Below are 26,119 nucleotides of genomic sequence, written 5' to 3'. Positions count from 1 at the left end.
CAAAAATAGGGTTGTGAGAGAGGCTGGTAAGAACGATGATGACAAAAACGCTGCAAGTACATCCTTGTACGCTCTGACTTTTCATCCATGAAAAGTAAGTTTTGTCTTTATCGTTCTTACCATCCTCACTTTGATAAGTTTTAGGAACCGATAATACAGTTCACAATATGGTCGCCCACTTCTTGAGTGGACTTGGCAAGATGACGCTCATCTGCTCCTAACAATTCACCAGTAAAGCAACGCGCTTTCATGGTTTGCATGACCGCGTTTTCGATGGCATCCGCTTCTGTATTTAAATTCAAACTGTATCGAAGCAACATCGCTAGCGATAGAATTTGTGCAATGGGATTGGCAATGCCTTTACCTGCAATGTCTGGTGCGGAGCCGCCCGCAGGTTCGTACATACCAAAGCCTGAACCATTGATACTGGCAGAAGGTAAAAGTCCCATTGAGCCTGTAATCATGGCGCATTCATCCGAAATAATGTCGCCAAATAGATTCGAGCAAAGCATGACATCAAACTGCCCCGGATCGCGAATAAGCTGCATGGTGGCGTTATCAATGTAGATGTGTTCAAGCGCAACATCTGGATATTCCTTTGCCACTTCTTCAGTAATTTCGCGCCATAAACGACTGCAAAGCAAAACATTGGCTTTGTCTACAGAGGTGACTTTCTTATTGCGCTTTTGTGCTGCTTGAAAAGCGACATGAGCAATGCGACGAATTTCTGGGCGCGTATAACGCATGGTGTCGTAGGCAAATTGCTCCTCGCCTTCGCCTTCAATACCTTTAGGTTGACCAAAGTAAATGCCGCTGGTTAGTTCGCGTACTACCAAGGTGTTAAATCCACGTTTGGCAATGTCTTCGCGAAGTGGTGAAAGGTGCTCTAGTCCTGCGTATATTTTTGCTGGGCGTAAATTGCCGAATAAGTCGAAGTGGCTACGTAGTGTTAATAATGCCGCTCTTTCTGGGCGTTGTTCGAGGGGTAAGTTATCCCATTTGGGGCCGCCAATGGAGCCAAACAAAATGGCTTCCGCTCGCTCGCAGCCTTTAAGTGTTGCATCGGGCAAAGCGTGACCATGATTGTCAATGGCGCATCCACCTACATCAAAAGCACTGGTTGTAATGTCATGAGAGAATTTCTCGTTAATTACATTTAACACGCGAAGTGCTTGAGCCATGACTTCTGGACCAATCCCGTCTCCTGCTAATACTGCAATGTGATGTGTTGCCATTTAAATACCTGCAATCTTTTGTTGTTTTTGTTGGTCGATCTTGTCGGCCAAGTAAGTGTTATTTAATACGTAAATGAGTGCGTTGACACCCGCTTCTACTATGTCAGTTGATAACCCAACACCGTTAAATTTTCGTCCTTTATATTCGCCAATTAAACTCACTTGCGCTAAGGCATCAGCCCCTTCACCTTTTGAGTCGAGTTTGAAGTCAACCAATTCAAAGGCTTCAATGCCAGTTACGTTGAGAATGGCATTATACGCGGCTTCTAATGGCCCGCTGCCAATAGCAACTTGTTTAATTTCTTGTTGACCAATTCGCATTTCAACCGTGGCGCTAGGGATCACGCTTTGCCCTGCGCTTGCGTGTAAATATTTAAGCTCGTATTGAGTTTCTTCTTGCTTGATTTGGTCGAAGAATACTAAGGCTTCTAAGTCGTAATCGAATACTTGGCCTTTTTTGTCGGCTAATTCTAAGAAATCGTCATATAAGCGTGTTAAATCGAAATCATCATCTTGGTAGCCCAATTCATGCATTCGGTGTTTGATAACGTGACGACCAGAGCGTGAGGTTAGATTTAAACTGTTTTTGTTAATGCCAACGCTTTCCGGGGTCATAATCTCATAGGTATTTTGCGCTTTTAATACGCCGTCTTGGTGAATGCCGGAAGAGTGGCTGAATGCATTTGCGCCGACAATGGCCTTGTTTGATTGAACCGGCATATTACATAAATTACTGACTAACTTTGATGTACGAGAAATTTCGCCGCTATTAATATTGGTTTGCAATCCCAACAAGTCTTCGCGGGTTTGCAAGATCATCGCAATTTCTTCAAGGGCACAATTTCCCGCTCTTTCGCCAATACCGTTGATAGTGCATTCAATTTGCCGAGCTCCTTGTTCAACTGCGGCTAAAGAGTTGGCTACTGCTAAGCCTAAGTCGTTATGACAATGCACGGAGATAGTCGCTTTGTCGATATTGGGTACTCGGTTGAATAAGGTTTGGATGATGCCACCAAATTCGGTAGGAGTGGTATAACCGACGGTATCTGGAATGTTGATGGTTTTTGCGCCTGCGTTAATGGCGGCTTCGGTAATACGGCATAAGTAATCGATGTGAGTACGCCCCGCATCTTCACAAGAAAACTCTACATCATCTGTGTACTTTCGTGCATGTTTAACGGCGGCAACGGCCATTTCTAGAACGGCATCGTTAGATTTTCTGAGCTTTTCACTAACGTGGATCTCGGAAGTTGCGATAAAAGTGTGAATGCGGAATTGTTCTGCCACACGTAATGCTTCGCCACAAGCGTCAATGTCCTTTTCTAATGCGCGAGCTAAACCACATACTCGAGCATGCTTTATTTGTTGGGCGATGGCGCGTACTGATTCAAAGTCTCCCGGAGATGACACTGGAAAGCCTGCTTCGATAATATCTACGCCCAACCGCTCCAATGCAAATGCGATTTGCAACTTTTCTTTAACCGTTAAACTGGCGGCTAATGCTTGTTCGCCATCGCGTAACGTGGTGTCGAACAATAATATCTGATTAGACATAGTCACTTACCTGATTTTATTTAACCTTAAAAACGAAAAAACCCGTGTAAGACACGGGTTTTTGAAATGCTGTTGGTTGTTTATTTGCGTTAACCTAAATACAACCTACCCGTGTAGTCTTGGCTACCATGAGAGTGAGGAGGTTGAGAATGAGGATAATCATGTTAATTTTTGCTGAAATTTTGCGTTTTGAAACCAAAGTGGTGTTATTGATAACGTTAAATTAGGATGAGGTCAAGGAATAATCGTTATTTAGTTAATTTATAGGTTTTCCAGTCGATGCTTGTACTTAGCAACAACTCTCTTAAAGGCAAGCGCCGAGGAATGGTTTTTCCTGTGTAGTTCCAGCAATGCCCGCAAACGGCCGCGGTTAAAAATGCCTTGCTCGGTTTTAACAGAAGCGTGGTGTTTGCTTCTTGGGAAGGTGCTAATTCGTTGATTTTGGCAATGGGAGAGCCGTTAAAAGCGAACCAGCCATTTTTGTTAAGTCGAAGTTTTTGGTTCGCGTGATCGACTTTGTCTACCACATCTAACTCAATATGCTGCTCTCGAGTTTGACCAATATAAACAGGTAAGTTCAGCCCAACAGCAGCATTCTTTTCTAACCACTTCAGGGTTTTTTCTGAATCAACATTATCTATTTTTAACGTCGAGGCTTGTGAGCCTTGCCAACTGCCATTGTGCACATCTAGTTCTAAAGGAGAATAACAATTAAGTAGTTTTTCCGTGGCGAGGTTGACGTGATAAGTCAAACTGGCGAGCCGCTGTTGTAATAGTTTGGGAGGAAGCTGGATTTCAGCGACTTCTTGTATGGACTTGTCATAGAGTGCGTTACAAAGCTCAGCATAAAACGCTTGCCTTGGCGTTCTTGTGCCAAAGATGGTGGTTTGCTTAGGCGAGTTTGGCATAAATAACGCTCAATGAGTGCTGTTTTAACAGATTAACGGCTTTAACCTTGAATAGGTTAGCCTTGTTCCAATCTGTTTTGAAACAAGGCTAATTCCGTTAGCCTGTTACTGGCCTTTAATAGCGCTTAAACCGGGATAAACGGCTTTGTCGCCTAATTGTTCTTCAATTCGAAGCAATTGGTTGTATTTGGCAACGCGGTCAGAACGGCAAAGTGAACCGGTTTTAATTTGTCCAGCAGCAGTACCAACGGCCAAATCGGCAATGGTGGCGTCTTCGGTTTCACCGCTACGGTGAGAAATAACCGCAGTGTAGCCCGCTTCTTTTGCCATGCGAATAGCAGCTAAGGTTTCCGTTAGTGAGCCGATTTGGTTGAACTTAATTAAAATCGAGTTAGCGACGTTGTTTTCGATTCCGCGACTTAGTATCTTGGTGTTGGTCACGAATAAATCATCGCCAACAAGTTGCACTTTGTCGCCAACGATTTTGGTTAAGTAACTCCAACCATCCCAATCGCTTTCGTCTAAACCATCTTCTATGGAAACGATAGGGTATTTGTTACTCAATTCTGCAAGGTAGTCGCCAAAGCCATTAGAGTCGAACTGTTTACCTTCGCCTTTTAAGTCGTAAGTGTTGTCGTGATAGAACTCAGAAGCGGCGCAGTCAAGGGCAAGAGTAATGTCATCACCCATTTTGTAGCCCGCCTTTTCAACTGCTTCTACAATAACGGTAAGCGCTTCTTCGTTGGATTTAAGATTTGGTGCGAAACCGCCTTCGTCGCCAACTGCGGTATTTAAGCCTTTAGCGTTCAACACTTTCTTCAAGTTGTGGAAGATTTCTGCGCCCATACGTAACGCTTCTTTGAAGCTGGATGCACCTACTGGCTGAACCATGAACTCTTGAATATCCACGTTGTTATCGGCGTGTTCACCACCGTTTAGGATATTCATCATCGGTACTGGCATGCTGTATTCGCCCGCGGTACCGTTTAGTTCTGCAATATGTGCATACAAAGGTAAACCTTTATCTTCGGCTGCGGCTTTTGCTACTGCTAAAGACACTGCCAAAATGGCATTTGCGCCAAGCTTTTCTTTGTTTTCAGTACCATCAAGGTCAATCATGATTTGATCGATAGCTTGTTGGTCGTGTGCATTTTTACCAAGCAATGCTTGTTGAATGTCGTTGTTTACTGCGGCAACGGCTTTTTCAACACCTTTACCTAGGTAACGTGAAGTATCGCCATCGCGAAGCTCAAGTGCTTCTCGTGAACCCGTTGAAGCACCTGACGGGGCACACGCTCTTCCCCATTTACCAGAATCCAAGAAGACTTCTGCTTCTACCGTTGGATTACCGCGAGAATCAAGAACTTCTCTACCAATGATTTTAGTGATCTGTGACATGCTTATTCAGTCCCATTTATCGTAAATTGCAATAAAGTATCTGAGAGCGGCTTGCTAGCCGTTCTCTTTTTGATGTTTCGCTGCGGCGGCAACAAAGCCTTCAAATAAAGGATGACCGTCGCGAGGTGTAGAGTTAAATTCAGGATGAAACTGACTGGCAACAAACCAAGGGTGATCACTTAATTCAATGATTTCTACGAGTTTTTTGTCTGTTGATAACCCAGTAACCTTTAAACCTGCCTTTTTTAGTTCTGGTAATAAATTATTATTGACTTCATAGCGATGGCGATGACGCTCATGGATTTCGTTTGAACCATACATGTCGAGAACTTTACTGTTCTCAATTAAATGACACAGTTGGCTACCAAGGCGCATAGTACCGCCTAAGTCGGAAGTTTCTGTGCGCGTTTCGACGTTGCCTGAAGCGTCTTGCCATTCCGTAATTAATCCAACAACCGGATATTGGGTTTCGGGATTAAATTCGGTGCTATTGGCATTTTCCATGTTTGCAACGTGTCTGGCAAATTCAATTAATGCCACTTGCATGCCCAAACAAATGCCCAAGTAAGGGATTTTATTTTCACGCGCATATTGGGCAGCAATAATTTTGCCCTCAACACCGCGCTCCCCAAAGCCACCGGGAACAAGAATGGCGTCGATATCGTTTAGTAATTGTGTTCCTTTACTTTCGATGTTTTGTGAGTCGATATATTTAATGTTAACAGTGACGCGGTTTTTTAGTCCTGCATGTTTCAATGCTTCGTTTACTGACTTGTAAGCGTCTGGCAATTCAACGTATTTGCCCACCATGCCAATCGTTACTTCCCCACTTGGGTTGGATTCCGCATAAAGCACTTGTTCCCATTCGGTGAGATCAGCTTCTTTGCAAGTTAAACCAAAATGATTAACCACAAGCTCGTCCATGTTTTGGGCTTTAAGCATGGAAGGAATACGATAGATGCTGTCTGCGTCACGTAAAGAGATAACCGCTTTTTCGGCTACGTTTGTGAATAGGGCGATTTTGCTCTTTTCGTTAGAGGGGAGGGCTTTTTCAGAGCGACAAACCAAAATATCAGGTTGAATGCCGATGGAGCGAAGCTCTTTTACGGAATGTTGGGTTGGCTTCGTTTTAATCTCGCCAGAAGAAGGCATGTAAGGCACTAACGTTAAGTGCATGTACATGGCTCGATTACGACCAATTTCCGTACCTAATTGACGAATGGCTTCAATAAAGGGTTGAGATTCAATATCGCCCACCGTGCCGCCAATTTCCACAATTGCGATGTCTGCACCTTCAGCCCCTGCTTGAATACGGCGCTTAATTTCGTTAGTGATGTGGGGAATAACCTGAATGGTGGCACCAAGGTAGTCACCTCGACGCTCTTTTTTCAACACATCTTCGTACACACGACCTGTAGTGAAGTTGTTCTTTTTGGTCATGCGGGTACGAATAAATCTTTCGTAGTGACCTAAATCCAGATCGGTTTCTGCCCCATCATCGGTAACGAATACCTCACCGTGCTGAATTGGGCTCATTGTGCCGGGATCAACATTAATGTAAGGGTCGAGCTTTAACATAGTGACGTTAAGGCCACGAGCTTCAAGAATAGCGGCCAAAGATGCGGCTGCAATACCTTTACCGAGTGATGAAACAACACCACCTGTGACGAATATATAATTTGTCATTGAGAAACCTAAGACGTTGGATTTGTTGCTACTAAGTGCTGCAAATATAGCGGGTCGAAAGACCCAAACAGATGGCGCTACAGTATACGCGATAGCCTGTCATGCGACAAACGAAATTCGTTTGTTTTCCAATGATATTAAGCAAAAAGTGATACCGCATTTTGTGTGGGTATAAATACTAACCTAATGAGCTTGGCGTTGTTCAATTGGAAACGAATGATATGGGGTATGGACCCGCTAAGATCGTTGGTTAGCTTAGGTTGTCGCCTTGAAATTGTGTCGATACGTTATTTTTAAGCTATCGTTAAACAGGGTCAGACTAGCAACTAGTGCCTTATTTGTTTTCAATTTAAGCGGAGCAAGGCTGTATGGTAATGTTATCGAGTGAAAATCATGTTTTAGTGGTCGATGATGTCGAAGCCATTCGAAGCTTTATGCAGATTGTATTGGGCAGGGCTGGATTTAGAAATGTTGATTGTGTGTGCGGTGGTCAAGAAGTGATGCATAAAATTGATCATCAACATTACCATCTGGTGTTGCTTGATATTAACTTGCCCGGTTCTAATGGTATGTCGGTGTTGCGTCGGATTCGGGAAAAATCACCCCACACGCAAGTAGTGATGTGCTCTTCCAATACTTCACAGCATATTAAACTGGAAGCGCAGCGCGCCGGTGCAATCGGTTTTTTGGAAAAACCCATCATTATTAAAGACTTCTTAACCTTGCTTGAGCATTTGCGATTAGGCGAGGTTGTGTAAATACCGACAACCTCGCAAGAAAATAGTGAAGCGGCTGCTTATTCTTCAACTTGTTTGATAAGTTGATATACCAAATCAAGTGCAGCACGAGGCGTTAGATCATCTGGATTGGTGCGCTTAAGTGTATGCACCGCAGGGTTGGTTTCCTCGATTAAGTCCATTTGTGTTGGCGCTGGTGCAGGGCTAACAATTGAAGCGCTCAATGCCCCTTTTTCCAATTCCCTTAATTTATGTTTTGCTGCGGAAATGACGGCTTTGGGTACTCCAGCAAGTTGCGCTACCTGAATACCATAACTTCGGTTTGCGGCGCCTTCTTGTACCGCATGCATAAATCGAATACCGCCGTCATATTCAACGGCATCTAAGTGAATGTTTGCCATGGTTGAGTAATGCGTGGCAAGTTCGGTTAGTTCAAAATAGTGTGTGGCGAACAAACAATATGCTTGTAAGTGCTTGATGAGATATTCCGCACAGGACCACGCTAGGGATAAACCGTCGTAAGTGCTTGTGCCTCGACCAATTTCATCCATTAACACTAAACTGTGCGGCGTCGCATTGTTCAAAATTGTGGCGGTTTCGGTCATCTCAACCATAAATGTTGAGCGTCCTGAAGCGAGGTCATCAGAAGCCCCAATTCTGGTAAATATTCTATCGATCAAACCAATTTTACAGGCTTCAGCAGGGACAAAACTACCAATGTGTGCCATCAGAACGATAAGCGCAGTTTGTCGCATGTACGTCGATTTACCCCCCATATTCGGGCCGGTCACAACCAACATTTTACGTTTGTCGTTGATTAACACGGGGTTTGCAATAAACGGACTATCAGTCTTTTGTTCAACAACGGGGTGACGACCTTCGGAAAAGCTAATTTCCATGTCGTTGGTAAGCTGTGGACGTTGATAGTTTAACGATTCGGCCCGCTCTGCAAAATTTGCTAATACATCTAATTCGGACAGTGCCGAGGCACTATCAAGTAGCGCATCAAGGTGGGGCAACAGTAGGTCGAATAAGGCATCATATAATTGCTTTTCTAATGCGAGCGCGTGGCTTTGGCTAGTCAATACTTTTTCTTCATACACTTTCAGTTCGGGGATAATGTATCGTTCATTATTTTTTAGTGTTTGCCTACGTACATAATCGTCAGGCACAAGATGCGATTGACCTTTACTCACCTCAATATAAAACCCGTGAACCTTGTTGTAAGCAACCTTTAGCGTACTGATGCCAGTTCGTTCTTGCTCGCGGATCTCGATTTTTTGCAATAAGTCGGTAGCCCCATCTGCCATTGCTCGAAGTTCATCAAGCTCAGCATTGTAACCGGCTTTGATCACCCCACCATCGCGCACCACAACGGGAGGATTTTCGACAATGGCTTCTTGTAACAAGGCAACTTGCTCGGGAAAAGTGTCGATTTGAGCAGCTAGTTGCTTCAGCCTGAGAGCGTTTGCTGACGCCAAGATTTCTTGCAATTGCGGTAATACTGCAAGGGATGTGGCAAGGCGGCTAAAATCACGAGGACGCGCATTACGCAGGGCTAAACGGGCCAATATACGTTCCACATCGCCAATATGCTTGAGTTCGTCTTGGATGTCTGAATAACCCGTTTCCAATAACTCAGATACGCAATCTTGACGCGCGTGAATAATGTCTCGGCTGCGGGGTGGGTGGTGTAGCCAACGTTTCAACATACGCTGACCCATGGATGTTTTACAACGATCAACTATGTCAATTAGGGTGTTTTCTGTTCCGCCTGCCAAATTTAAGGTTAGTTCTAAATTTCGGCGAGTTGCAGCATCCATTTGCAGAATGCTGTCATTTTCCAAGGCGTGAATAGAACGAATATGGGGTAGGGCGGCTTTTTGAGTGTCCTTTACGTATTGCAAAATGGCGCCAGCAGCACAAATACTGTGCTGCATAGCATCCGCTTTTATGCCGAATCCAGAAAGATCTTGGGTGCCAAACTGTTTGTTTAACTGCGTTATGGAGGTGTCGAAATCAAATTCCCACTCAGGACGGCGGCGAGCACCACTGATAGTTTGCAATAAATACGCACTCATGAAGCCGTCAGGATAAAGTAATTCTGCGGGTTTGGTGCGTTCTAGCTCCGCTTCAAGTTCCGAGGCGCTTAAGTGTTGGGTAACATTAAAGCGACCACTTGTTACATCCAGCGTGGCGTATCCGAATCGTTCTTTGAACTCGGTAACGGCGGCTAAAAGGTTGTCGGTATTATTATTTAGCAGCGCTTCATCGGTAATGGTACCGGGGGTGACAACACGTACAACCTGTCTTTCAACAGGGCCTTTGCAGGTGGCAGGGTCGCCAATTTGCTCACAGATAGCAACAGATTGCCCGAGTTTAACCAACTTACCTAAGTAGTTATCGGCTGCATGATAAGGTACACCCGCCATAGGAATGGCGTTACCGCCGGATTTGCCTCTTGCTGTTAAGGAAATCTCTAAAAGCTCGGCTGCTTTTTTGGCGTCATCGTAAAAGAGTTCGTAAAAATCACCCATACGATAAAATAATAAGGTATTTGGATACTCAGCTTTGATTCGCAGATATTGCTGCATCATTGGAGTGTGTTGAGAAATGTCGTTTGCCACTGTGTTCAGATCACTTATTTTGAAGCATCGGGACATAAGAGATACCGATGGAGAAGTTAATTTCTTGTCTTTTAAAATAAGAGACTATTCTAACAATTTCGACGATGAATTTCGGCGTCAATTTGGGTGGAAGTCGGTATTTATTTTTAGGTGAATAAAAAAGTCACCACATGGCTGTTTTCTTAAAATGCAATTGGCATAATGCGGCAATCATCACAGTTATTAAAGAGGGGAACTAAATGAGCTTATCAAACTCGATAGTGGCGTTGTCTAGTCAATTAGGCCAGACGTTGAAACGAAAAGGGTGGAAGGTAACGTGCGCTGAGTCTTGTACTGGAGGGGGTATTGGGTTTGCCATTACTAGCGTTGCTGGAAGTTCAGATTGGTTTGAACAAGGTTTTATTACTTATAGCAACGAAGCAAAAGCATCGATTTTAACCGTTGTTGAAATGGATTTAGAGAAATACGGGGCAGTTTCAGAGCCCGTCGCATTGCAGATGGCCGAAGGCGCGGCAAGATTAGCTGAATCTGAAATGGCTATTTCTGTTACTGGTATCGCTGGTCCGGGAGGAGGAACAGAGGGCAAACCAGTGGGAACGGTGTGGTTTGGTCGCTATGCTAATGGTGATTTATCCGCAACAAAACAAGTGTTCAGTGGTGATAGGCAAGAAGTCCGGGAAAAGGCAATTTTGTTCGCGTTACAGTATTGTTTAGACGCGTTGTAACTCGGAGAAATAAAATGAGTTATAGCAAATAACTAAGAAAATCATGTAGTTAATAAAAAAGTGACGATACAGTATTGAAACTGTATGAATGTACAGTATACTCCTGCAACAGAAATCAAACGCAAGGTGCTTTAAGGAAGTTCCAACTTTCATGGAGCTGAAGAAGGACGGAATTTACCAGAAAAAGTGAGGGTTGAATATCTTTTGATTCACGCTTTTGAGCACTTCGCATGTTAATTATGTTTTATCTTTACGCCGCATAGATTCAGGCGTTGAAATAACTAGAGGATTCGAAAATGGATGACAATAAATCTCGCGCACTCTCCGCCGCATTAGGACAGATAGAGAAGCAATTTGGTAAGGGTACCATTATGCGCCTTGGTGATAACCAAGCGATGGACATTGATGCAATATCAACAGGATCACTGAGTATTGATGTCGCATTGGGTATAGGTGGTTTACCTTGTGGGCGCGTCGTCGAGATTTTCGGTCCTGAATCTTCAGGTAAAACCACGCTGACTCTTCAAGTTATTGCTGAAGCACAGAAGATTGGCAAAACTTGTGCCTTCGTCGATGCAGAACATGCGCTTGATCCTATTTATGCTGGAAAGCTAGGGGTTAATGTAGATGAATTGTTGGTGTCCCAGCCAGATACCGGTGAACAAGCACTGGAAATCTGCGACATGTTGGTTCGTTCTGGTGCGGTTGATGTAGTGATTGTGGACTCGGTAGCGGCGTTAACTCCGAAAGCCGAAATCGAGGGTGAAATGGGGGACTCCCATGTAGGCTTACAAGCTCGTTTGATGTCACAAGCTTTGCGTAAGTTAACTGCGAACATTAAACGTTCAAATACGCTTTGTATCTTCATCAACCAGATTCGTATGAAAATTGGTGTGATGTTTGGTAATCCAGAAACCACAACAGGCGGTAACGCATTAAAGTTCTACTCATCGGTTCGTTTAGATATTCGACGTATTGGGGCGATTAAAGACGGCGATGAAGTCGTGGGTAATGAAACCCGCGTGAAAGTCGTGAAGAACAAGGTTGCTCCACCATTCAAGCAAGCTGAATTCCAAATCATGTATGGTGAAGGTATCAGCAAAGAAGCTGAACTGATTGATTTGGGTGTTAAGCATAAGCTAATTGAAAAAGCGGGAGCGTGGTATAGCTGTCGTGGAGAGCGAATTGGCCAAGGTAAAGCCAATGTCGTTAAATATCTAAAAGAGCACACGGCTTTAGCACAAGATATTGAGTCAAAATTACGTGCCGAATTGTTGTTAAAGAAAAAGGCTTCTGAGGAAGCTGAGCCAGAGGCAGAACCCCAAGCTGAATAAATTCTTGTATTGTTTTGCGTAGCGCACTTCCCTAAGCGCAAATCCTTCCCATCTGATATGACCCTGTCAGGTGGGCTTTTTGGTATTTGTGCTTAGGTTTTATATGACACCCATTTGGCAATTGACGAATACATTTGCTGGGCGTTAATAGGCTTAGCGATGTGATCATTCATGCCTGATTCTAAACACTTCTTCTTTTCACACGTTTGCGTATGTCCTGTCATGGCGATGATGGGAAGTTTTGGGCTAATATTGGATAGTTGCCGAATCGCTTTAGTAGCCTCATACCCATTTAAAATCGGCATCTGAATATCCATGAGGATTAAATCAAAAGCGTGTGGTGTCGCACGAATAATATCTATAGCTGCTTGACCATGATTAGCGATGCTAACGCTAATATTCGCTTCTTCGAGTATGTGTTTAACAACCATCTGATTAATGTTGTCGTCTTCTACCAATAAAATATGGCTATTAGCTATTCGCTGTTTATTGTTTTCGAGTTCTTCCAGCAAATAATTCTCTGCTGTTCCAGCTAAGGGGCAATTTAGCTTTTTACTGAGTTGTTCTTTTGTGTCTGTTATTTTAATAGTTGAAAATGTGCTATCCGTTTCTTCAATGACAAATAACTTCAGTTGTGGTGCAAGCTTTTTCAATGCTTCTTGGTGCTGCTCAATAAACGCGAGGTTATCTTTGGAGAAGAAAAGGGCAAGTATCTCGTTTTTTTGATGTTCGATGATAGATAGGGCTTCAGAGTTGGACTGGCTAAAAAGTGGGATAAAACCAGAATCGCCCAATGTTCGGCTCAGTTTTCGAATATTTTCTTTGTCGTTGTCGAGCAGTAAAACTTTTAAGTACATCCTTTTTCTCCCACCGCGTATTTATGGGGTTGCTCCCTATAGTTGTTGTCTGAAAATTGAATTAAGTATTCAATGAACCTTCGCGCTACTTTATCTTACTTAGTATGCCTCTGGGAAGTTTTTATCACATTTTGGGGCCGGCCGATTTGCTAGTGTTTCGCTAATACCTTGTATTTTCCTTTACACTGAAATGGGGCAGGGAGGCACTTTTTAGTGCCCCACTAAGTTGCAGAACACAGCACTTTATTCCCCATTGAAGTTGGCCCTACCTAATGTGTCTTCCAGTGAAGCAACCCCTTCTGGTAAGTTGAGCTTAGCGCCAAGTGCATTTAAGCATGAGCCTAATGCATGAACGGTTCTAAACAAATTATGGGCTCGACATTGTTCTCCCATTTGACCAATCCGAACAATATTAGGGCCAAATGAGCCGGAGATCTCAACGCGGTAGCGGGATGACATTTGAGATAATAGTTGCTTCGATTCAATTCCGTCCGGGACATTAATACCAACAACGGAATTAAGTCTAGAGTTAGACTCGACATGTAGGGTTAATCCCATAGCTTCGATGCCAGCTTGCAGAGCTTCGGAGCAACGTTTATGCCGTTCAAATCGCAATGGCAACGTTTCTATACAGATTAAACGTAATGCTTCGTGAATTGCGAGAATACCTGAAACAGGTGCTGTGTAGTGATAGGAGTTTTTGTTCCAGAATTGATCCGCTAGCTTGGCATCTAAACACCAATGTTTGAGTTTATCTTGGCGGTTTTGGATGTGTTCCCACGCTTGTTCGGAAAAACCAACGAGGGATATGCCGGGAATACAGGATAAGCCTTTTTGCCCGCCAGTAATAACTGCATCAACGCCCCATTCATCCATTTTTAGTGGCATGGTACTGAGGGTGCAAACGGCATCAACAATTAATAGGCAACCATAGTGCTTGGCTATTTTAGCGATTTCGGGTAATTGTTGGTTGCAAACGGTATTTGATGTTTCGCCTTGAACAATAGTCACTACATCGGGTTTGTGGGTGATGATATATTCTTCGACTAACGCTGGAGAGGCAGCATTAGCATTATCAATTTGTAGCTTAATGGTGTCAGCACCGATGCGATTAGACATTTCCCATAAACGGCTGCTGAAAAAGCCATTGCAGATATTTAAGACTTTACTTCCCGGCAAAACAATATTGGCAATCGCCATTTCCATAGCGGCAGATCCGGGACCGGCAACACCCAGTATATAGCCATTCTGTGTTTGGAATACGTATCGACTCATCACCTTAACTTGCTCGATGATCTGCGACATAGTATCCCCGAGGTGGTTGATAACAATACCATTTGCCGCTGCAACTCTTGCTGGAATTGGCACTGGGCCAGCTCCCATCATCAACAAAGGCTCATCAGGCAAAATGCTATCTAACGGTATGATATTTTGGGGGATTGGCAGTTCCAAGGTCGTTCCTATTTTCTTTGCGTTAACGTGACAAAACAGATGAATGTTCAATTTTAGAACGGCACTGATTCAACGACGTCAGTGAAAAAGAACTTGTCTGCCATACAGATGTCACGCCCTTAGCACTACTTAAATAGGGAACGGATAGATCGATACATGATCTCGCGCACATGTCAGAACCACCTTTTCACTGACATGAACCCAATTGCTGTTCAAAAAAGATTCTATCCCATTATTAGAACTATGCAATGGCTTTATCGTTTAGGCTGTATATGTAGAGTATCACCCACTTTTATACGTTTACCTTCACCTGTTAAGAAGCTGGCGTGTATACCAAAGAACGCACCGTCTTTTCCTTCTGGTATAGCGAGTGCCATCAAGGTTTTAAATGGCTGTCCTGGGTCAATCACCTCGCCGGTTTGTTGATTCATACCGATCATAGGGCAACGCATACATGGGCCGATGCTTTTTAATATCACGTCATTAATTTGCAGTTCTTCCGCCTGAAACTCTTGCCATGCCGCTGCACCAGAGATTTCAATATTGCCTCTGAACCGATCAATAGGGACTTCATGTTGACCCGAGTTGCTTAACACTGAATTGAGTGCCTCGAGTGAGTCGTGACTGACAATTAAGTAAGGGCATGCATCAGCAAACTTCAGTTGAGCTTGCGGATGCGTGGAGTATTTCTCACGCACATCACGGCGATAACTTTTTGAAAAACGCAGTAAACGTAGACCTCCACCACGGTACTCGCCGAATACGTCATTCAACCAAGTTCTGGCAGCTTTGCCTTCATCAACACCTTGGGCTTCATCTTTCCAGATAGTAAAGGTGACTTGCTCATCTTCATTTAAATGTTCGCGTGTTAGGGGGACATGCAAGGACTCATGGTCAGGATGGGAAAGTACCAAGCTATTTTCCGTCAATGCGGTGCGAATACTTGCCATTTTGGGCAGTTGCCTTTGGGTTACGAACAAATTTTTGTCGTCTACAATGACCCATTCTCTATCGAGTTCGAACCCTGTTTCCCAACAAGTAACCTCTTTTACTTCAATGCCTTGTAGTGATTTTACGGGATAAACATGGAGTTTGCAGATCGTCGCTTGCATCTTATTTCCTGATAGGTTTTGCCTAGTTGCTATAGTTAAACGGCTATATCGATGAGTGGACCCGTATCTTAGCGGCTGCATTACATAGATCCAGCGAAAGTCATGATTATTCACTTTGCCCATATAGACGTCTAGATGGAAAGATGTTAACTTTGTTCGGTATAGGGTTGAGAGCACTTTACCGTCTGTCATTAAGGCAAAGTAAGCTCATAGGTGCTGCACTTGGCTTTTATTTTAGTGTTCATAATTAGTTATGCAGGTTTAACTATGCCGATTCGAATTCCATCTGAACTTCCCGCACAAGATATTTTGTTAAAAGAGAATATCTTTGTGATGAATGACGAAGTTGCACAACGTCAGGATATTCGTCCGTTAGAAGTCGGAATTTTGAATTTGATGCCGAATAAAATTCAAACAGAATCACAGTTATGTCGGTTGTTATCCAATACTCCATTGCAAATTAATATTGATTTGATTCGGATTGACGGTCGTGAGTCGAAGCATACGCCGAAGCAACATTTAGATATGTTTTATCACGACTTTCAGGATGTTCAGCATAAACGCTACGATGGGCTTATTATCACTGGTGCGCCAGTCGCACACTTGCCATATGAAGAAATAGCGTATTGGCAGCAGATTACACAAGTCATGGATTGGGCGACCAGCCATGTGCAATCCACTTTGTATTTATGTTGGGCGGCACATGCAGCCATGTATCACCATTTTAATGTGCAGCGAAAATTCAGAGATGAAAAGTTGTTTGGTGTTTTTGAACATGAAGTGTATCGCCCTTTAGATGAGTTAGTGCGTGGTTTTGACCCTTTTTTCTGGGCGCCTCATTCTCGATACGGACATATTGCAACAACACAATATGAAGGTGTGAGTGACTTGCACGTATTGGCTGGCTCAGAAGAAGTTGGGGCGTATATAATTGCCTCTGAAGATAAACGTATCGTCTTTCTTACAGGGCATCCAGAGTATGATCTTCGTACTTTACGGGATGAGTATTATAGGGATTTAAGCAATGGCACTCGGGTGTCAAAACCCAAGCATTATTTTAAACAAGATAACCCCGAGCTTGGCCTTCAAATGACTTGGCGTTCACATGGTACGTTATTATTCACCAATTGGCTGAATTACTATGTTTATCAAACCACGCCTTATGATTTGAAGGAGTTGTCTGCTAACGATCTGTAGTAGCGGTAAATTAAAACACATGATTTTGGAGACATACCTTGACTGATAGCACTGCTGATTTATTTCGACGACAACTATCCAAACGGATATTGTTGTTGGATGGTGGCATGGGAACCATGATTCAGGGATATAACCTGACTGAAGAAGATTATCGCGGCGAGCGCTTTAAAGATTGGCCTTCGGACTTGAAAGGTAATAACGACCTGTTGTCCTTAACTCAGCCTCACATCATTAAAGCTATTCATGAGGCGTTTCTTGAGGCAGGGTCGGATGTGTTAGAAACCAATACATTTAATGCCAATCGAATTTCAATGGCCGATTACGATATGCAATCGCTGTCTTATGAGTTGAATGTTGAGTCTGCGCGCATTGCTCGCGCTGCTGCGGATGAGTTCACCCAGAAAACCCCTGACAAACCCCGTTTTGTCGCAGGTGCGTTAGGCCCAACAAATCGTACCGCTTCCATTTCTCCAGATGTTAATGACCCGGGTAAACGCAACGTTAATTTTGAGCAATTGGTTGAGGCTTACGCCGAAGCAACAAAAGGCTTGATTGAAGGGGGCGTGGATTTACTATTAATAGAAACCATTTTCGATACCTTGAATGCGAAAGCCGCTATTTTCGCAGTTGAGCAAGTATTTGAAGAATTAGATACACGTTTGCCAGTGATGATTTCTGGCACGATTACCGATGCCTCCGGCAGAACATTATCGGGTCAAACCGCAGAAGCGTTTTACAATTCCATGCGTCATGCCCAACCTATTACCTTTGGGTTGAATTGTGCCTTAGGGCCAGACCTTTTGCGCCAATATGTACAAGACATCTCGAATATTAGTGAAAGTTACGTCTCTGCCTATCCCAACGCAGGTTTACCAAATGAATTTGGGGAATACGATTTAACCCCAGAAGAAATGGCGCAACAAATTGGTGAATGGGCTGAAGCGGGATTAGTGAATTTAGTGGGAGGCTGTTGTGGCTCAACTCCCGAGCATATTAAAGCGATTGGCGAAAAGGTTGCTCGGTGTGCTCCACGACCGCTTGTCAAGCAAGAAGTTAAGCTTCGTTTATCCGGCCTTGAGCCCTTTGTTCACTAATTGCTAACGGATTGAGAATTTATGGTTAACGCATCTTCCTCATTCATCAACATTGGTGAACGTACTAATGTTACTGGTTCTGCCAAATTTAAACGATTGATCCTTGAAGAGGATTACGAAACGGCTTTGGATGTCGCTCGTCAGCAAGTTGAAAACGGCGCGCAAGTTATTGACATCAACATGGACGAAGCCATGTTGGATTCCGAAGCGGCGATGACGCGTTTTATGAACCTCATTGCTTCCGAACCCGATATCGCCCGCGTACCCATCATGATCGACTCCTCTAAATGGAGCGTGATTGAAGCCGGGTTACGTTGCGTTCAAGGCAAGGCCATTGTCAATTCCATTTCACTCAAAGAAGGTGAAGCTCAGTTCAAGCATCAGGCAAAATTAATTCGCCGTTATGGTGCGGCGGCGGTGGTGATGGCCTTCGATGAAACGGGGCAAGCCGATACCGAAGACCGCAAGTTTGAAATTTGCCAACGCTCTTACCGTATTTTGGTTGATGAACTGGGTTTTCCACCAGAAGACATTATTTTCGATCCGAATATTTTTGCGGTGGCCACTGGCATTGAAGAGCACAACAATTACGCGGTCGACTTCATAGAAGCCACGCGCAGAATTAAAGCGCATTTACCGCACGCACATATTTCCGGTGGACTATCGAATATCTCTTTCTCGTTTCGCGGCAATAATCCCGTGCGCGAGGCGATGCACTCAGTGTTTTTGTATTATGCCATTCGAGCAGGCATGGATATGGCGATTGTTAACGCCGGTCAGTTAGCGGTTTACGATGATATTCCACTAGAGTTACGCCAGGCCGTAGAAGACGTTATTTTGAATAAAGACGATGGAGCGACCGATCGGTTATTAGAGATTGCGCCTAAGTATCAAGGTGGTAAACGAGAAGAAGTTAAAGAAAATTTAGAGTGGCGCTCGTGGCCGGTTAGTAAAAGGCTAGAGCATGCGTTGGTAAAAGGTATCACCGATTATATTGAAGAAGACACCGAAGCGGCTCGTTTAGAAGCCGAAAAGCCGTTGCATGTTATTGAAGGTCCGTTAATGGACGGCATGAATGTGGTTGGCGATTTATTCGGCGAAGGCAAAATGTTTCTGCCACAAGTGGTGAAGTCGGCGCGAGTCATGAAAAAGTCAGTGGCGTACTTGGAGCCATATATCGAAAGAGGTAAAGCTGCAGGCAGCAGTAATGGCAAAATCTTGTTAGCAACCGTAAAAGGTGATGTTCACGATATTGGCAAAAACATTGTGGGCGTAGTGCTGCAATGTAATAACTTCGAAATTATCGATATGGGTGTAATGGTGCCCTGTGCCAATATTTTGCAAAAGGCACAAGAAGAAAATGTCGATATGATTGGGTTGTCAGGGCTTATCACACCGTCGTTGGACGAAATGGTGTACGTGGCAAAAGAAATGCAGCGTTTAGGCATGGATGTCCCTCTGCTTATTGGTGGTGCAACGACATCTAAAGCTCATACCGCAGTCAAAATTGAAGAAAACTATGAAGGTGCAACCGTTTATGTGCCTAATGCCTCTCGAGCGGTAGGTGTGTGTCAGAAGCTCATGTCACCAACCGCGAAAATAGAGTTTGCACAACAGGTTCGTGATGAATATGTAGTCGTGCGTGAGCAACATGCGCGTAAGCGTCCGAAAAGTAAGCCTATTAGCCTAGAAGCAGCTCGAGCCAATGCCGCTCCAATTGATTGGGCCAACTATCAGCCGCCTGTACCCAAGCAGTTGGGCGTTCAGGAGGTGGAGGTTTCTATTGAAACCTTGGTGGACTACATCGACTGGACACCATTCTTCATGACATGGTCTCTGGCGGGTAAGTATCCCCGTATTCTTGAAGATGACGTAGTGGGTGAAGAAGCGAAAAAGCTTTTTTCCGATGCCAACGCCATGTTGAAATCGTTAATCGCGCAAGATTCTTTACACCCGAAAGGCGTTATCGGCCTGTTTCCTGCCAATGCCCAGCAAGATGACATCCAAATCTATTCAGATGAAACGCGAAAAGAAGTATTGGCAACTAGCCATCATTTGCGCCAGCAATCACAAAAGCCCAAAGGCGCGAATAACTGCCTGAGTGATTTTATTGCGCCAGTGGATAGCGATAAACAAGATTACATTGGCATGTTTGCGGTGACTGCGGGGGTTGAAGAAGATGCTTTAGCGAAGGCTTTTGAAGCTGAGCACGATGATTACAACAATATTATGGTGAAAGCTGTATGTGACCGTTTAGCAGAAGCGTTTGCAGAATATCTGCATCAACAAGTACGTAAAGTCTTCTGGGGATTTGCTGAGGATGAAGGCTTAGACAACGAAAAGCTCATTCGCGAAATGTACCAAGGTATTCGCCCTGCACCCGGTTATGCAGCGTGTCCAGAACATACCGAAAAGCAAGTGATTTGGGATTTGTTAGAGGCAGAGGCTAGAACAGGTATAAAGTTAACAGAAAGTTATGCTATGTGGCCCGGTGCGTCGGTCTCAGGTTGGTATTTCTCGCATCCTGATTCGCGTTATTTTGCGGTGGCGCAAATCCAGCGAGATCAACTGGAAGATTATGCACAACGTAAAGGCTGGTCGTTGCAGGAAGCAGAAAAATGGCTTGCTCCCAATATTGGTTTTTAAGTCGATTATCTAAAGCGGTTTTTAGCCCACTTATTTTTATTGAGTGACGTCTGGAGGCTCCTGTTTGGGGCCTTTTTTATATGAGTCTAGTGAGCCTACACGGTTTCAATATCGCACACTTCAATATGACCACAAAGACGCCATTTGACGTTGAAGTCATATAATCGCACACCGTAAATACGCTGTTCATCCTTGTCTTGCTGATAAGCGGGGCAGGGATTAAAAGATAAAATCTGTGTTAGCTCTTGTTCCAAGTCAGGATAGTGTTCGCTGTGTCGCGCTAGCGCTCGTTGTGCTTGTTCAGAAAATTCCACGGCCAATTGCATAGGCGGCTGTTGAGCGAAGTCGCTTTGGGCAGTTGGTAAGCTATCTACATATTGAATATAAGGTTTAATATCGAAAATAGGCGTGCCATCAAGTAAATCCATCCCTGAGACTTCAATACACACTTGCCCATTGTCGTGAGAAATGGATTCTAAACGTACCACCGACATGCCTAAATTGTTGGGGCGATGTGTGCTGCGCGTGGCAAATACGCCTTTTTTCTTGTTCCCACCGAGTCTTGGAGGGCGAACTAATGGCGTCCATTTATTGTCAGGAACTTGATGAAATTGAAAAATTAACCAAATGTGACTAAACCCTTCTAACCCTCGAAAAGCATTGATGTCGTTGAAGTCTGGCTGCATGGTGATTTTGCCTTTCACTGCCGGGGCTAATCCCGGTTGGCGAGGAATAGCAAACTTTTCTTTATACGGAGTGCTAATATAAGCAATTGGCGTTAATTCCATACCATGACCTCGCGTCAGCTCTGTTAAAAATCGTTACAAGTTGGAAGAAAGTTACTTCAAATTAATCACTTGAAATCTGGATTGTCAGCGCCATATTTTCAGCGATTTTATGTCCTTCCTTTGATCATATGGGGATTAACATGATCACAGCAACTAATATTAGAAAAACTTTCGGCGATTTTGTTGCCGTTGATAATTTATCTTTTCAAATTCATTCAGGTGATGTGGTTGGGTTTCTTGGGCCAAACGGGGCGGGTAAATCTACCACAATGAAAATGTTAACCGGGTTTTTAGAACCGGATAGTGGCGAGATTCGCATTGCCAATATGGCGATTGATACCTCTCGACAGGCCATTCAAAAACGCATTGGCTATTTGCCAGAAGGGGCGCCATCTTATGGTGATATGACGCCTATTCAGATGTTGAACTTTATTGCTGATGTTCGCGGTTTAACGGGTAAGCACAAGCGGGCTCGGGTCAATAAAGTGATTGAGCTTGTTGATTTAGAAGCCGTGTTGGATAAGCCCATTGAGAATTTATCCAAAGGCTTTAAGCGACGCGTTGGGCTAGCTCAAGCGCTGCTGCACGATCCCGATATTCTTATTCTTGATGAACCAACAGATGGCTTGGATCCAAATCAAAAACATCAAGTTCGAAAACTTATCCAAAACTTATCGAAAGATAAAATTGTTATCATTTCCACGCATATTCTCGAAGAAGTGACCGCCGTGTGTAATCGCGCCATGATAATTGCTAGCGGAAAAATGCTGTTCGATAGCTCACCGCAAGCGTTGCAGGCGAAATCCAAATATCATCAAGCGGTAAATATTCTGTTTGACGATTTGCCAGCGGTAGAGGTTTTTTCGGCGCTCAAAGGAGTAAAGTCGGTTGAAGTTGATGAGGTAAATTGTGCCGTTACTCTTATTCCAGAGAATGCCGAAGATCAATTAGGGACAGGTTTATTAGAGCAAGCCTCTGCTGCGCTGCAATCTCAGGGGCTAACAGCAAAATCCATGTATGTTGAGCAAGGCCGATTAGACGACGTATTCAGAGAATTAACCGAGGAGGCAAACTTATCATGAATCATGTTGGCGTCCTGTTTAAACGCGAATTTTCCAGTTTTTTCGCAACCCCCGTCGCTTATGTATTTATCACCATCTTTTTAGTGCTTTCGGGGATTTTTACCTTTTACGTGGGGCATTTATACGAGCGCGGTCAGGCCGATTTGCTACCATTCTTTAATTTCCATCCGTGGTTGTACTTGTTTTTGGTGCCAGCGATGGCAATGCGAACATGGTCGGAAGAACGCAAAAGCGGCAGTATTGAATTGCTCATGACTTTACCGATTTCCACACTGCATGCCATGTTAGGCAAGTTCTTTGCAGCGTGGGCGGTGTTAGGGCTTTCTCTTATTCTAACTTTTCCGTTGTGGATAACCGTTAACTACCTTGGTGCGCCAGATAACGGCATTATCATCGCTGCCTATATTGGGAGTTGGTTGATGGCAGGGGCATTTTTAGCGGTTGGTGTGTGCATGTCTGCACTGACAAAAAGTCAGGTGATTGCCTTTATTTTATCGGTGGTAGTCTGCTTTTTATTTGTGCTAAGTGGCTCAGATGTGGTGCTCGATGCCTTCAAAGGCTGGGTGCCTTTGTGGTTCTTAGATACCCTCGCAGCCTTTAGCTTCATGACGCATTTTGAAAACATGTCGCGCGGCGTTATCGCTTTAAATGATCTGATGTATTTTGGCATCGTGATAGCCGTGTGGCTGTATGCCGGGTTACTTGTTATTGAGCAGAAAAAAGCGGAGTAACAACCTCATGAATAAACGTTTTTCTACGCCAATTGCTATGCTGCTACTTGCAGTCTTATTTTTCGTTTCCGTGTTGTTGAGCCAACGTTTGTTTCAACCGCTACGGGTTGATTTAACGGAAGATCAGGTTTATTCGCTTTCTGATGGCAGTAAGTCGATTTTACAACACATCGACGAACCTATTCATCTGTACTTTTTCTTTTCGGAGCAAGCCTCCGAAGGTGCAACCACACTTAGAAACTACGCCACTCGAGTGGAAAATTTACTGAAAGAGTACGAATCTGCTTCCGATGGTATGTTGAAACTGCATTGGATTGATCCAGAGCCATTTTCCGAAGCCGAAGATCAAGCGGTCGATTTTGGGTTAACAGGAGCAGCACTGGCAGCAGAAAATGACGCTATCTACTTCGGTTTAGCAGCCAGAAATGCCTTGGATGACCAGCAAGTGATTCCTTTTTTCGATCCACAAAAAGAACGCTTTCTAGAATATGACATTAGCCAAATGATTTATCAGTTGAGCAATGCGAAGCCAGTGAAAGTAGGGTTGCTTTCCGGGCTTTCTGTGTCTGGTGGGCAAAACCCAATGACAGGGCAGTTTGATCCACCATGGCACTTCTACAGTCAATTGCAGTCGCTTTACGATGTGGAAACGCTACCTTCTAATGCCAGTGAATTACCTGAAGCCTTGGATGTGCTCTTATTGATTCACCCGCGCTCCCTCTCGGAGGAAATGCGTTATGCCATCGACCAGTTTGTGTTGTCTGGTGGCAAGTTGGTTGCGTTTTTCGATCCGCATCATGAGAGCGACCCAATGCTACCTATGGCTTCAAGTGGCGCAAATGTTTCTGCGGGGGAAGACGCGCAAGCACTAGAACAAATGTTAGCGGCGTGGGGGATTAATCTTGATTTAGAACAGATTGTTTTAGACCCTGCTACAGGTTTGGAATTAAACACACAAATGGGACCGTTGAAGCACTTAGGCGTGTTGGGGTTAAGTCGTGATTTGATTGACCAAAACGATGTGGTTTCGGCCAATTTAGAAGTGATTAATGGTGCTTCGTTTGCTTCGATGATGCTCAGTGAGGATAGCCAATTAACCATGCTGCCGTTGATGCATTCATCTGAGCTAGGAAGCCTAGCGCAAGGCTCAGAATATGCTGCGGTGCAAGATCCCAATAATCTAAGTGATTTACTCTCACAAAACACAGAAACACGCACATTGGCAGCACGCTTTTCTGGCCCCGCGACATCGGCTTTTGTAGAGTCACCTGAAACTGAGCTAGCAGAACATACCAATCAAGGTGACATCAACGTGGTGTTAGTGGGAGATAGCGATTTGCTCGCCGATCACTTTTGGGTGAGCCAGTCCCGTTTGTTTGATCAAACTATTTATACAGCGTTTGCGGATAACGGCTCATTGTTAACCAATTTGGTTGAAAATATGGGGGGAAGCAGCGCTCTAATTAGCATTCGAGGACGAGGCACGTATTCGCGCCCGTTCACTAAAGTAGATGATTTAATGCTCGAAGCGCAAATGAAATTCCAAGAGCAAGAAGCTATTTTGGAAGAACGTTTGTTTGAAACCGAATCGGTACTGTCTGAGTTGGAAGCCAAGCAAACAGAGGATGGCCGACTGGTGCTTTCAGATGAGCAAACTCAAGCTATCGAAAAGTTTAATAAAGAGCGTATTGCCATTCGAAAAGAGTTGCGGGATGTGAGGCATCAGCTCGATAAAGATATAGAAAAACTTGGCTCTTTATTAAAGTTCGCAAACATTGCCATTGCGCCTATTTTCCTTGTGTTGTTGTTAATGCTGGTGATGCGCGCAAAACGCGTCACGGCAAGGCAGTTTAGAGAATAAGCTCCAGAGAAGTTTTGAAAATGATTTCGAGGGAAATAATGAATAATACCTATTCACACGTAGGAGCTTAATCATGCAAAAAGCGATATTTCCGTTAAGCATTTTAGTCGTTATTGCCATTGTATTGATTGCGATGACACAACCAAAAACCAGTAAGCAAACCACCCTTGAAGGCCCATTATTGGCTGAGCTTGCGACTTCGGCAAATTCGGTTGATAAAATCCGAATCAAAAGTTCGGAAGGAGAAGTATTAGTTGCACATTTAGTAGACGGGCGTTGGCTTGCAAGCAATTTCCATGATTATCCGGTAGACCAGAAAAAACTATCGAGTTTGATGCAAGGTTTGGTTAAGGCTAAGCGTGAACAACCCAAAACCAGTAAACCAGAAAACTATGTGCGGCTTGGTGTTGAGCCTATTGATGCTGAAAATGCCAACTCTGTGTTGGTGGAGGTGTTTTCTCAAAATACGCCGCTAGCTTCTGTGGTCATTGGTAATGAAGCGAATTCAGGCGGTACGTATGTGCGCCTTTTCGCAGAAGAGCAAACGTGGCTGGTCAACGAACGCTTAACTGCGCCAATTAACCGTACCGACTGGCTGCAACAACCCATTCTTAATATTGATGCTTCACAAGTCAGCGCTTTTGCTAGATTGGGCGATAAGGGTTGGGAGATGTACAAAAACGAAAATGAAAGCGACAGCGGGAAATGGCAATTAAAGGGTTATGAAGATGCAGAACTCGCCTATGCCACAATTTTGGAAAACACCGTTAATAACATTACTAACTTGCGTTTCGATAGCGTTGAACTTTTGGGCGAAGGCCAAGATAAAGAGCAAAAACAGGATCTTGAACAAGCGCAAACAGTAGATGCAGAATCGGTGCTGTCTTTTCGCTTAACGCTGACTAATAGCGGGCAAATAATGGTTGAGTTTGTTGAAACCGATGACGGTTATCAAGCCACGTTTTCGTCACCGGAGAATGACTACTTTACCAAGTACGTGTACGACGTTTCCGCGTTCTCGGTGAAGCAGTTTGATAAACAACTGAGCCACTTTTTGGCGGAGCAGGAGGAGCCTGAGCAAGAAGAGTAGTTGAG

20 protein-coding genes are annotated in these 26,119 nt (G+C 44.1%); 10 read left to right on the top strand and 10 right to left on the bottom strand.

The features are described from left to right. Window positions 1-140: 140 nt before the first annotated feature. The 5 genes from leuB to HJG39_RS11300 form a co-directional block, all read right to left on the bottom strand. A complete protein-coding gene (gene leuB, locus HJG39_RS11320; RefSeq protein ID WP_268409265.1) occupies window positions 141-1,235 on the bottom strand; it encodes a 3-isopropylmalate dehydrogenase in 1,095 nt (364 codons plus the stop codon). After that, window positions 1,236-2,789 (bottom strand): 2-isopropylmalate synthase, encoded by a 1,554-nt coding sequence (gene leuA / locus HJG39_RS11315; RefSeq protein WP_268409263.1) that lies wholly within the window; start codon window positions 2,787-2,789, stop codon window positions 1,236-1,238. 248 nt (window positions 2,790-3,037) lie between these two features. Continuing rightward, window positions 3,038-3,697 (bottom strand): hypothetical protein, encoded by a 660-nt coding sequence (locus tag HJG39_RS11310; protein ID WP_268409262.1) that lies wholly within the window; start codon window positions 3,695-3,697, stop codon window positions 3,038-3,040. A gap of 105 nt (window positions 3,698-3,802) precedes the next feature. Beyond that, on the bottom strand, window positions 3,803-5,095 hold the full coding sequence (gene eno / locus HJG39_RS11305; RefSeq protein ID WP_268409260.1) for a phosphopyruvate hydratase: 1,293 nt from the start codon (window positions 5,093-5,095) through the stop codon (window positions 3,803-3,805). 54 nt (window positions 5,096-5,149) lie between these two features. After that, on the bottom strand, window positions 5,150-6,781 hold the full coding sequence (locus tag HJG39_RS11300; protein ID WP_268409258.1) for a CTP synthase: 1,632 nt from the start codon (window positions 6,779-6,781) through the stop codon (window positions 5,150-5,152). 368 nt (window positions 6,782-7,149) lie between these two features. Between HJG39_RS11300 and HJG39_RS11295 the strand changes: the two genes are divergently transcribed. Further along, window positions 7,150-7,539 (top strand): response regulator, encoded by a 390-nt coding sequence (locus HJG39_RS11295; RefSeq protein ID WP_268409256.1) that lies wholly within the window; start codon window positions 7,150-7,152, stop codon window positions 7,537-7,539. Window positions 7,540-7,577: 38 nt separating this feature from the next. On the opposite strand, the gene mutS is transcribed toward HJG39_RS11295, so the two are convergent. Beyond that, window positions 7,578-10,181, bottom strand: coding sequence for a DNA mismatch repair protein MutS (gene mutS / locus HJG39_RS11290; RefSeq protein WP_268409254.1), 2,604 nt, complete (start codon window positions 10,179-10,181; stop codon window positions 7,578-7,580). Window positions 10,182-10,384: 203 nt separating this feature from the next. Between mutS and HJG39_RS11285 the strand changes: the two genes are divergently transcribed. Further along, window positions 10,385-10,870 (top strand): CinA family protein, encoded by a 486-nt coding sequence (locus HJG39_RS11285; RefSeq protein WP_268409252.1) that lies wholly within the window; start codon window positions 10,385-10,387, stop codon window positions 10,868-10,870. A gap of 296 nt (window positions 10,871-11,166) precedes the next feature. Next, a complete protein-coding gene (gene recA, locus HJG39_RS11280; RefSeq protein ID WP_268409251.1) occupies window positions 11,167-12,204 on the top strand; it encodes a recombinase RecA in 1,038 nt (345 codons plus the stop codon). A 92-nt stretch (window positions 12,205-12,296) separates the two neighbouring features. Here recA and HJG39_RS11275 read toward each other — a convergent pair whose 3' ends face one another. From HJG39_RS11275 to HJG39_RS11265, 3 genes are all read right to left on the bottom strand, one after another. Further along, complete coding sequence (locus HJG39_RS11275; protein WP_268409250.1) at window positions 12,297-13,061, bottom strand: response regulator; 765 nt, start codon at window positions 13,059-13,061, stop codon at window positions 12,297-12,299. 243 nt (window positions 13,062-13,304) lie between these two features. Continuing rightward, on the bottom strand, window positions 13,305-14,513 hold the full coding sequence (locus tag HJG39_RS11270) for a pyridoxal-phosphate-dependent aminotransferase family protein (RefSeq protein ID WP_268409249.1): 1,209 nt from the start codon (window positions 14,511-14,513) through the stop codon (window positions 13,305-13,307). A 254-nt stretch (window positions 14,514-14,767) separates the two neighbouring features. Then, window positions 14,768-15,625 (bottom strand): MOSC domain-containing protein, encoded by an 858-nt coding sequence (locus HJG39_RS11265; RefSeq protein ID WP_268409247.1) that lies wholly within the window; start codon window positions 15,623-15,625, stop codon window positions 14,768-14,770. Window positions 15,626-15,892: 267 nt separating this feature from the next. On the opposite strand from HJG39_RS11265, the gene HJG39_RS11260 reads away from it, so the two are divergent. From HJG39_RS11260 to metH, 3 genes are read left to right on the top strand one after another with little or no spacing between them, the layout of a single operon-like run. After that, a complete protein-coding gene (locus tag HJG39_RS11260) occupies window positions 15,893-16,822 on the top strand; it encodes a homoserine O-succinyltransferase (RefSeq protein WP_268409246.1) in 930 nt (309 codons plus the stop codon). 38 nt (window positions 16,823-16,860) lie between these two features. Beyond that, window positions 16,861-17,916, top strand: coding sequence for a homocysteine S-methyltransferase family protein (locus tag HJG39_RS11255; RefSeq protein WP_268409244.1), 1,056 nt, complete (start codon window positions 16,861-16,863; stop codon window positions 17,914-17,916). Between the two features lie 21 nt (window positions 17,917-17,937). Then, window positions 17,938-20,562: a methionine synthase gene (gene metH / locus HJG39_RS11250; RefSeq protein ID WP_268409242.1), complete on the top strand. Its 2,625-nt coding sequence runs from the start codon at window positions 17,938-17,940 to the stop codon at window positions 20,560-20,562. 95 nt (window positions 20,563-20,657) lie between these two features. Here the strand turns inward: metH and tsaA are convergent, their stop codons facing one another. Next, window positions 20,658-21,350, bottom strand: a complete 693-nt coding sequence (gene tsaA, locus HJG39_RS11245; RefSeq protein WP_268409240.1) for a tRNA (N6-threonylcarbamoyladenosine(37)-N6)-methyltransferase TrmO — start codon at window positions 21,348-21,350, stop codon at window positions 20,658-20,660. A gap of 140 nt (window positions 21,351-21,490) precedes the next feature. Between tsaA and HJG39_RS11240 the strand changes: the two genes are divergently transcribed. The 4 genes from HJG39_RS11240 to HJG39_RS11225 all read left to right on the top strand — a co-directional run bounded on the left by HJG39_RS11240 (window position 21,491) and on the right by HJG39_RS11225 (window position 26,114). Continuing rightward, window positions 21,491-22,432 carry an ABC transporter ATP-binding protein gene (locus tag HJG39_RS11240; RefSeq protein ID WP_268409239.1) on the top strand — a complete coding sequence of 314 codons (942 nt, stop codon included), beginning with the start codon at window positions 21,491-21,493 and terminating at the stop codon, window positions 22,430-22,432. Beyond that, complete coding sequence (locus tag HJG39_RS11235) at window positions 22,429-23,163, top strand: ABC transporter permease (protein ID WP_268409238.1); 735 nt, start codon at window positions 22,429-22,431, stop codon at window positions 23,161-23,163. Before HJG39_RS11240 ends, HJG39_RS11235 begins: the two co-directional genes overlap by 4 nt. 7 nt (window positions 23,164-23,170) lie before the next feature. After that, complete coding sequence (locus tag HJG39_RS11230) at window positions 23,171-25,024, top strand: GldG family protein (protein WP_268409237.1); 1,854 nt, start codon at window positions 23,171-23,173, stop codon at window positions 25,022-25,024. Window positions 25,025-25,097: 73 nt separating this feature from the next. Continuing rightward, a complete protein-coding gene (locus HJG39_RS11225) occupies window positions 25,098-26,114 on the top strand; it encodes a DUF4340 domain-containing protein (RefSeq protein ID WP_268409236.1) in 1,017 nt (338 codons plus the stop codon). The last annotated feature ends 5 nt before the right edge of the window (window positions 26,115-26,119 follow it).

The organism is Alteromonas sp. a30 (assembly GCF_026788005.1).
In the GTDB taxonomy this organism is placed as follows: domain Bacteria; phylum Pseudomonadota; class Gammaproteobacteria; order Enterobacterales; family Alteromonadaceae; genus Paraneptunicella.
This window is presented reverse-complemented; position numbering and strand designations above follow the sequence as displayed.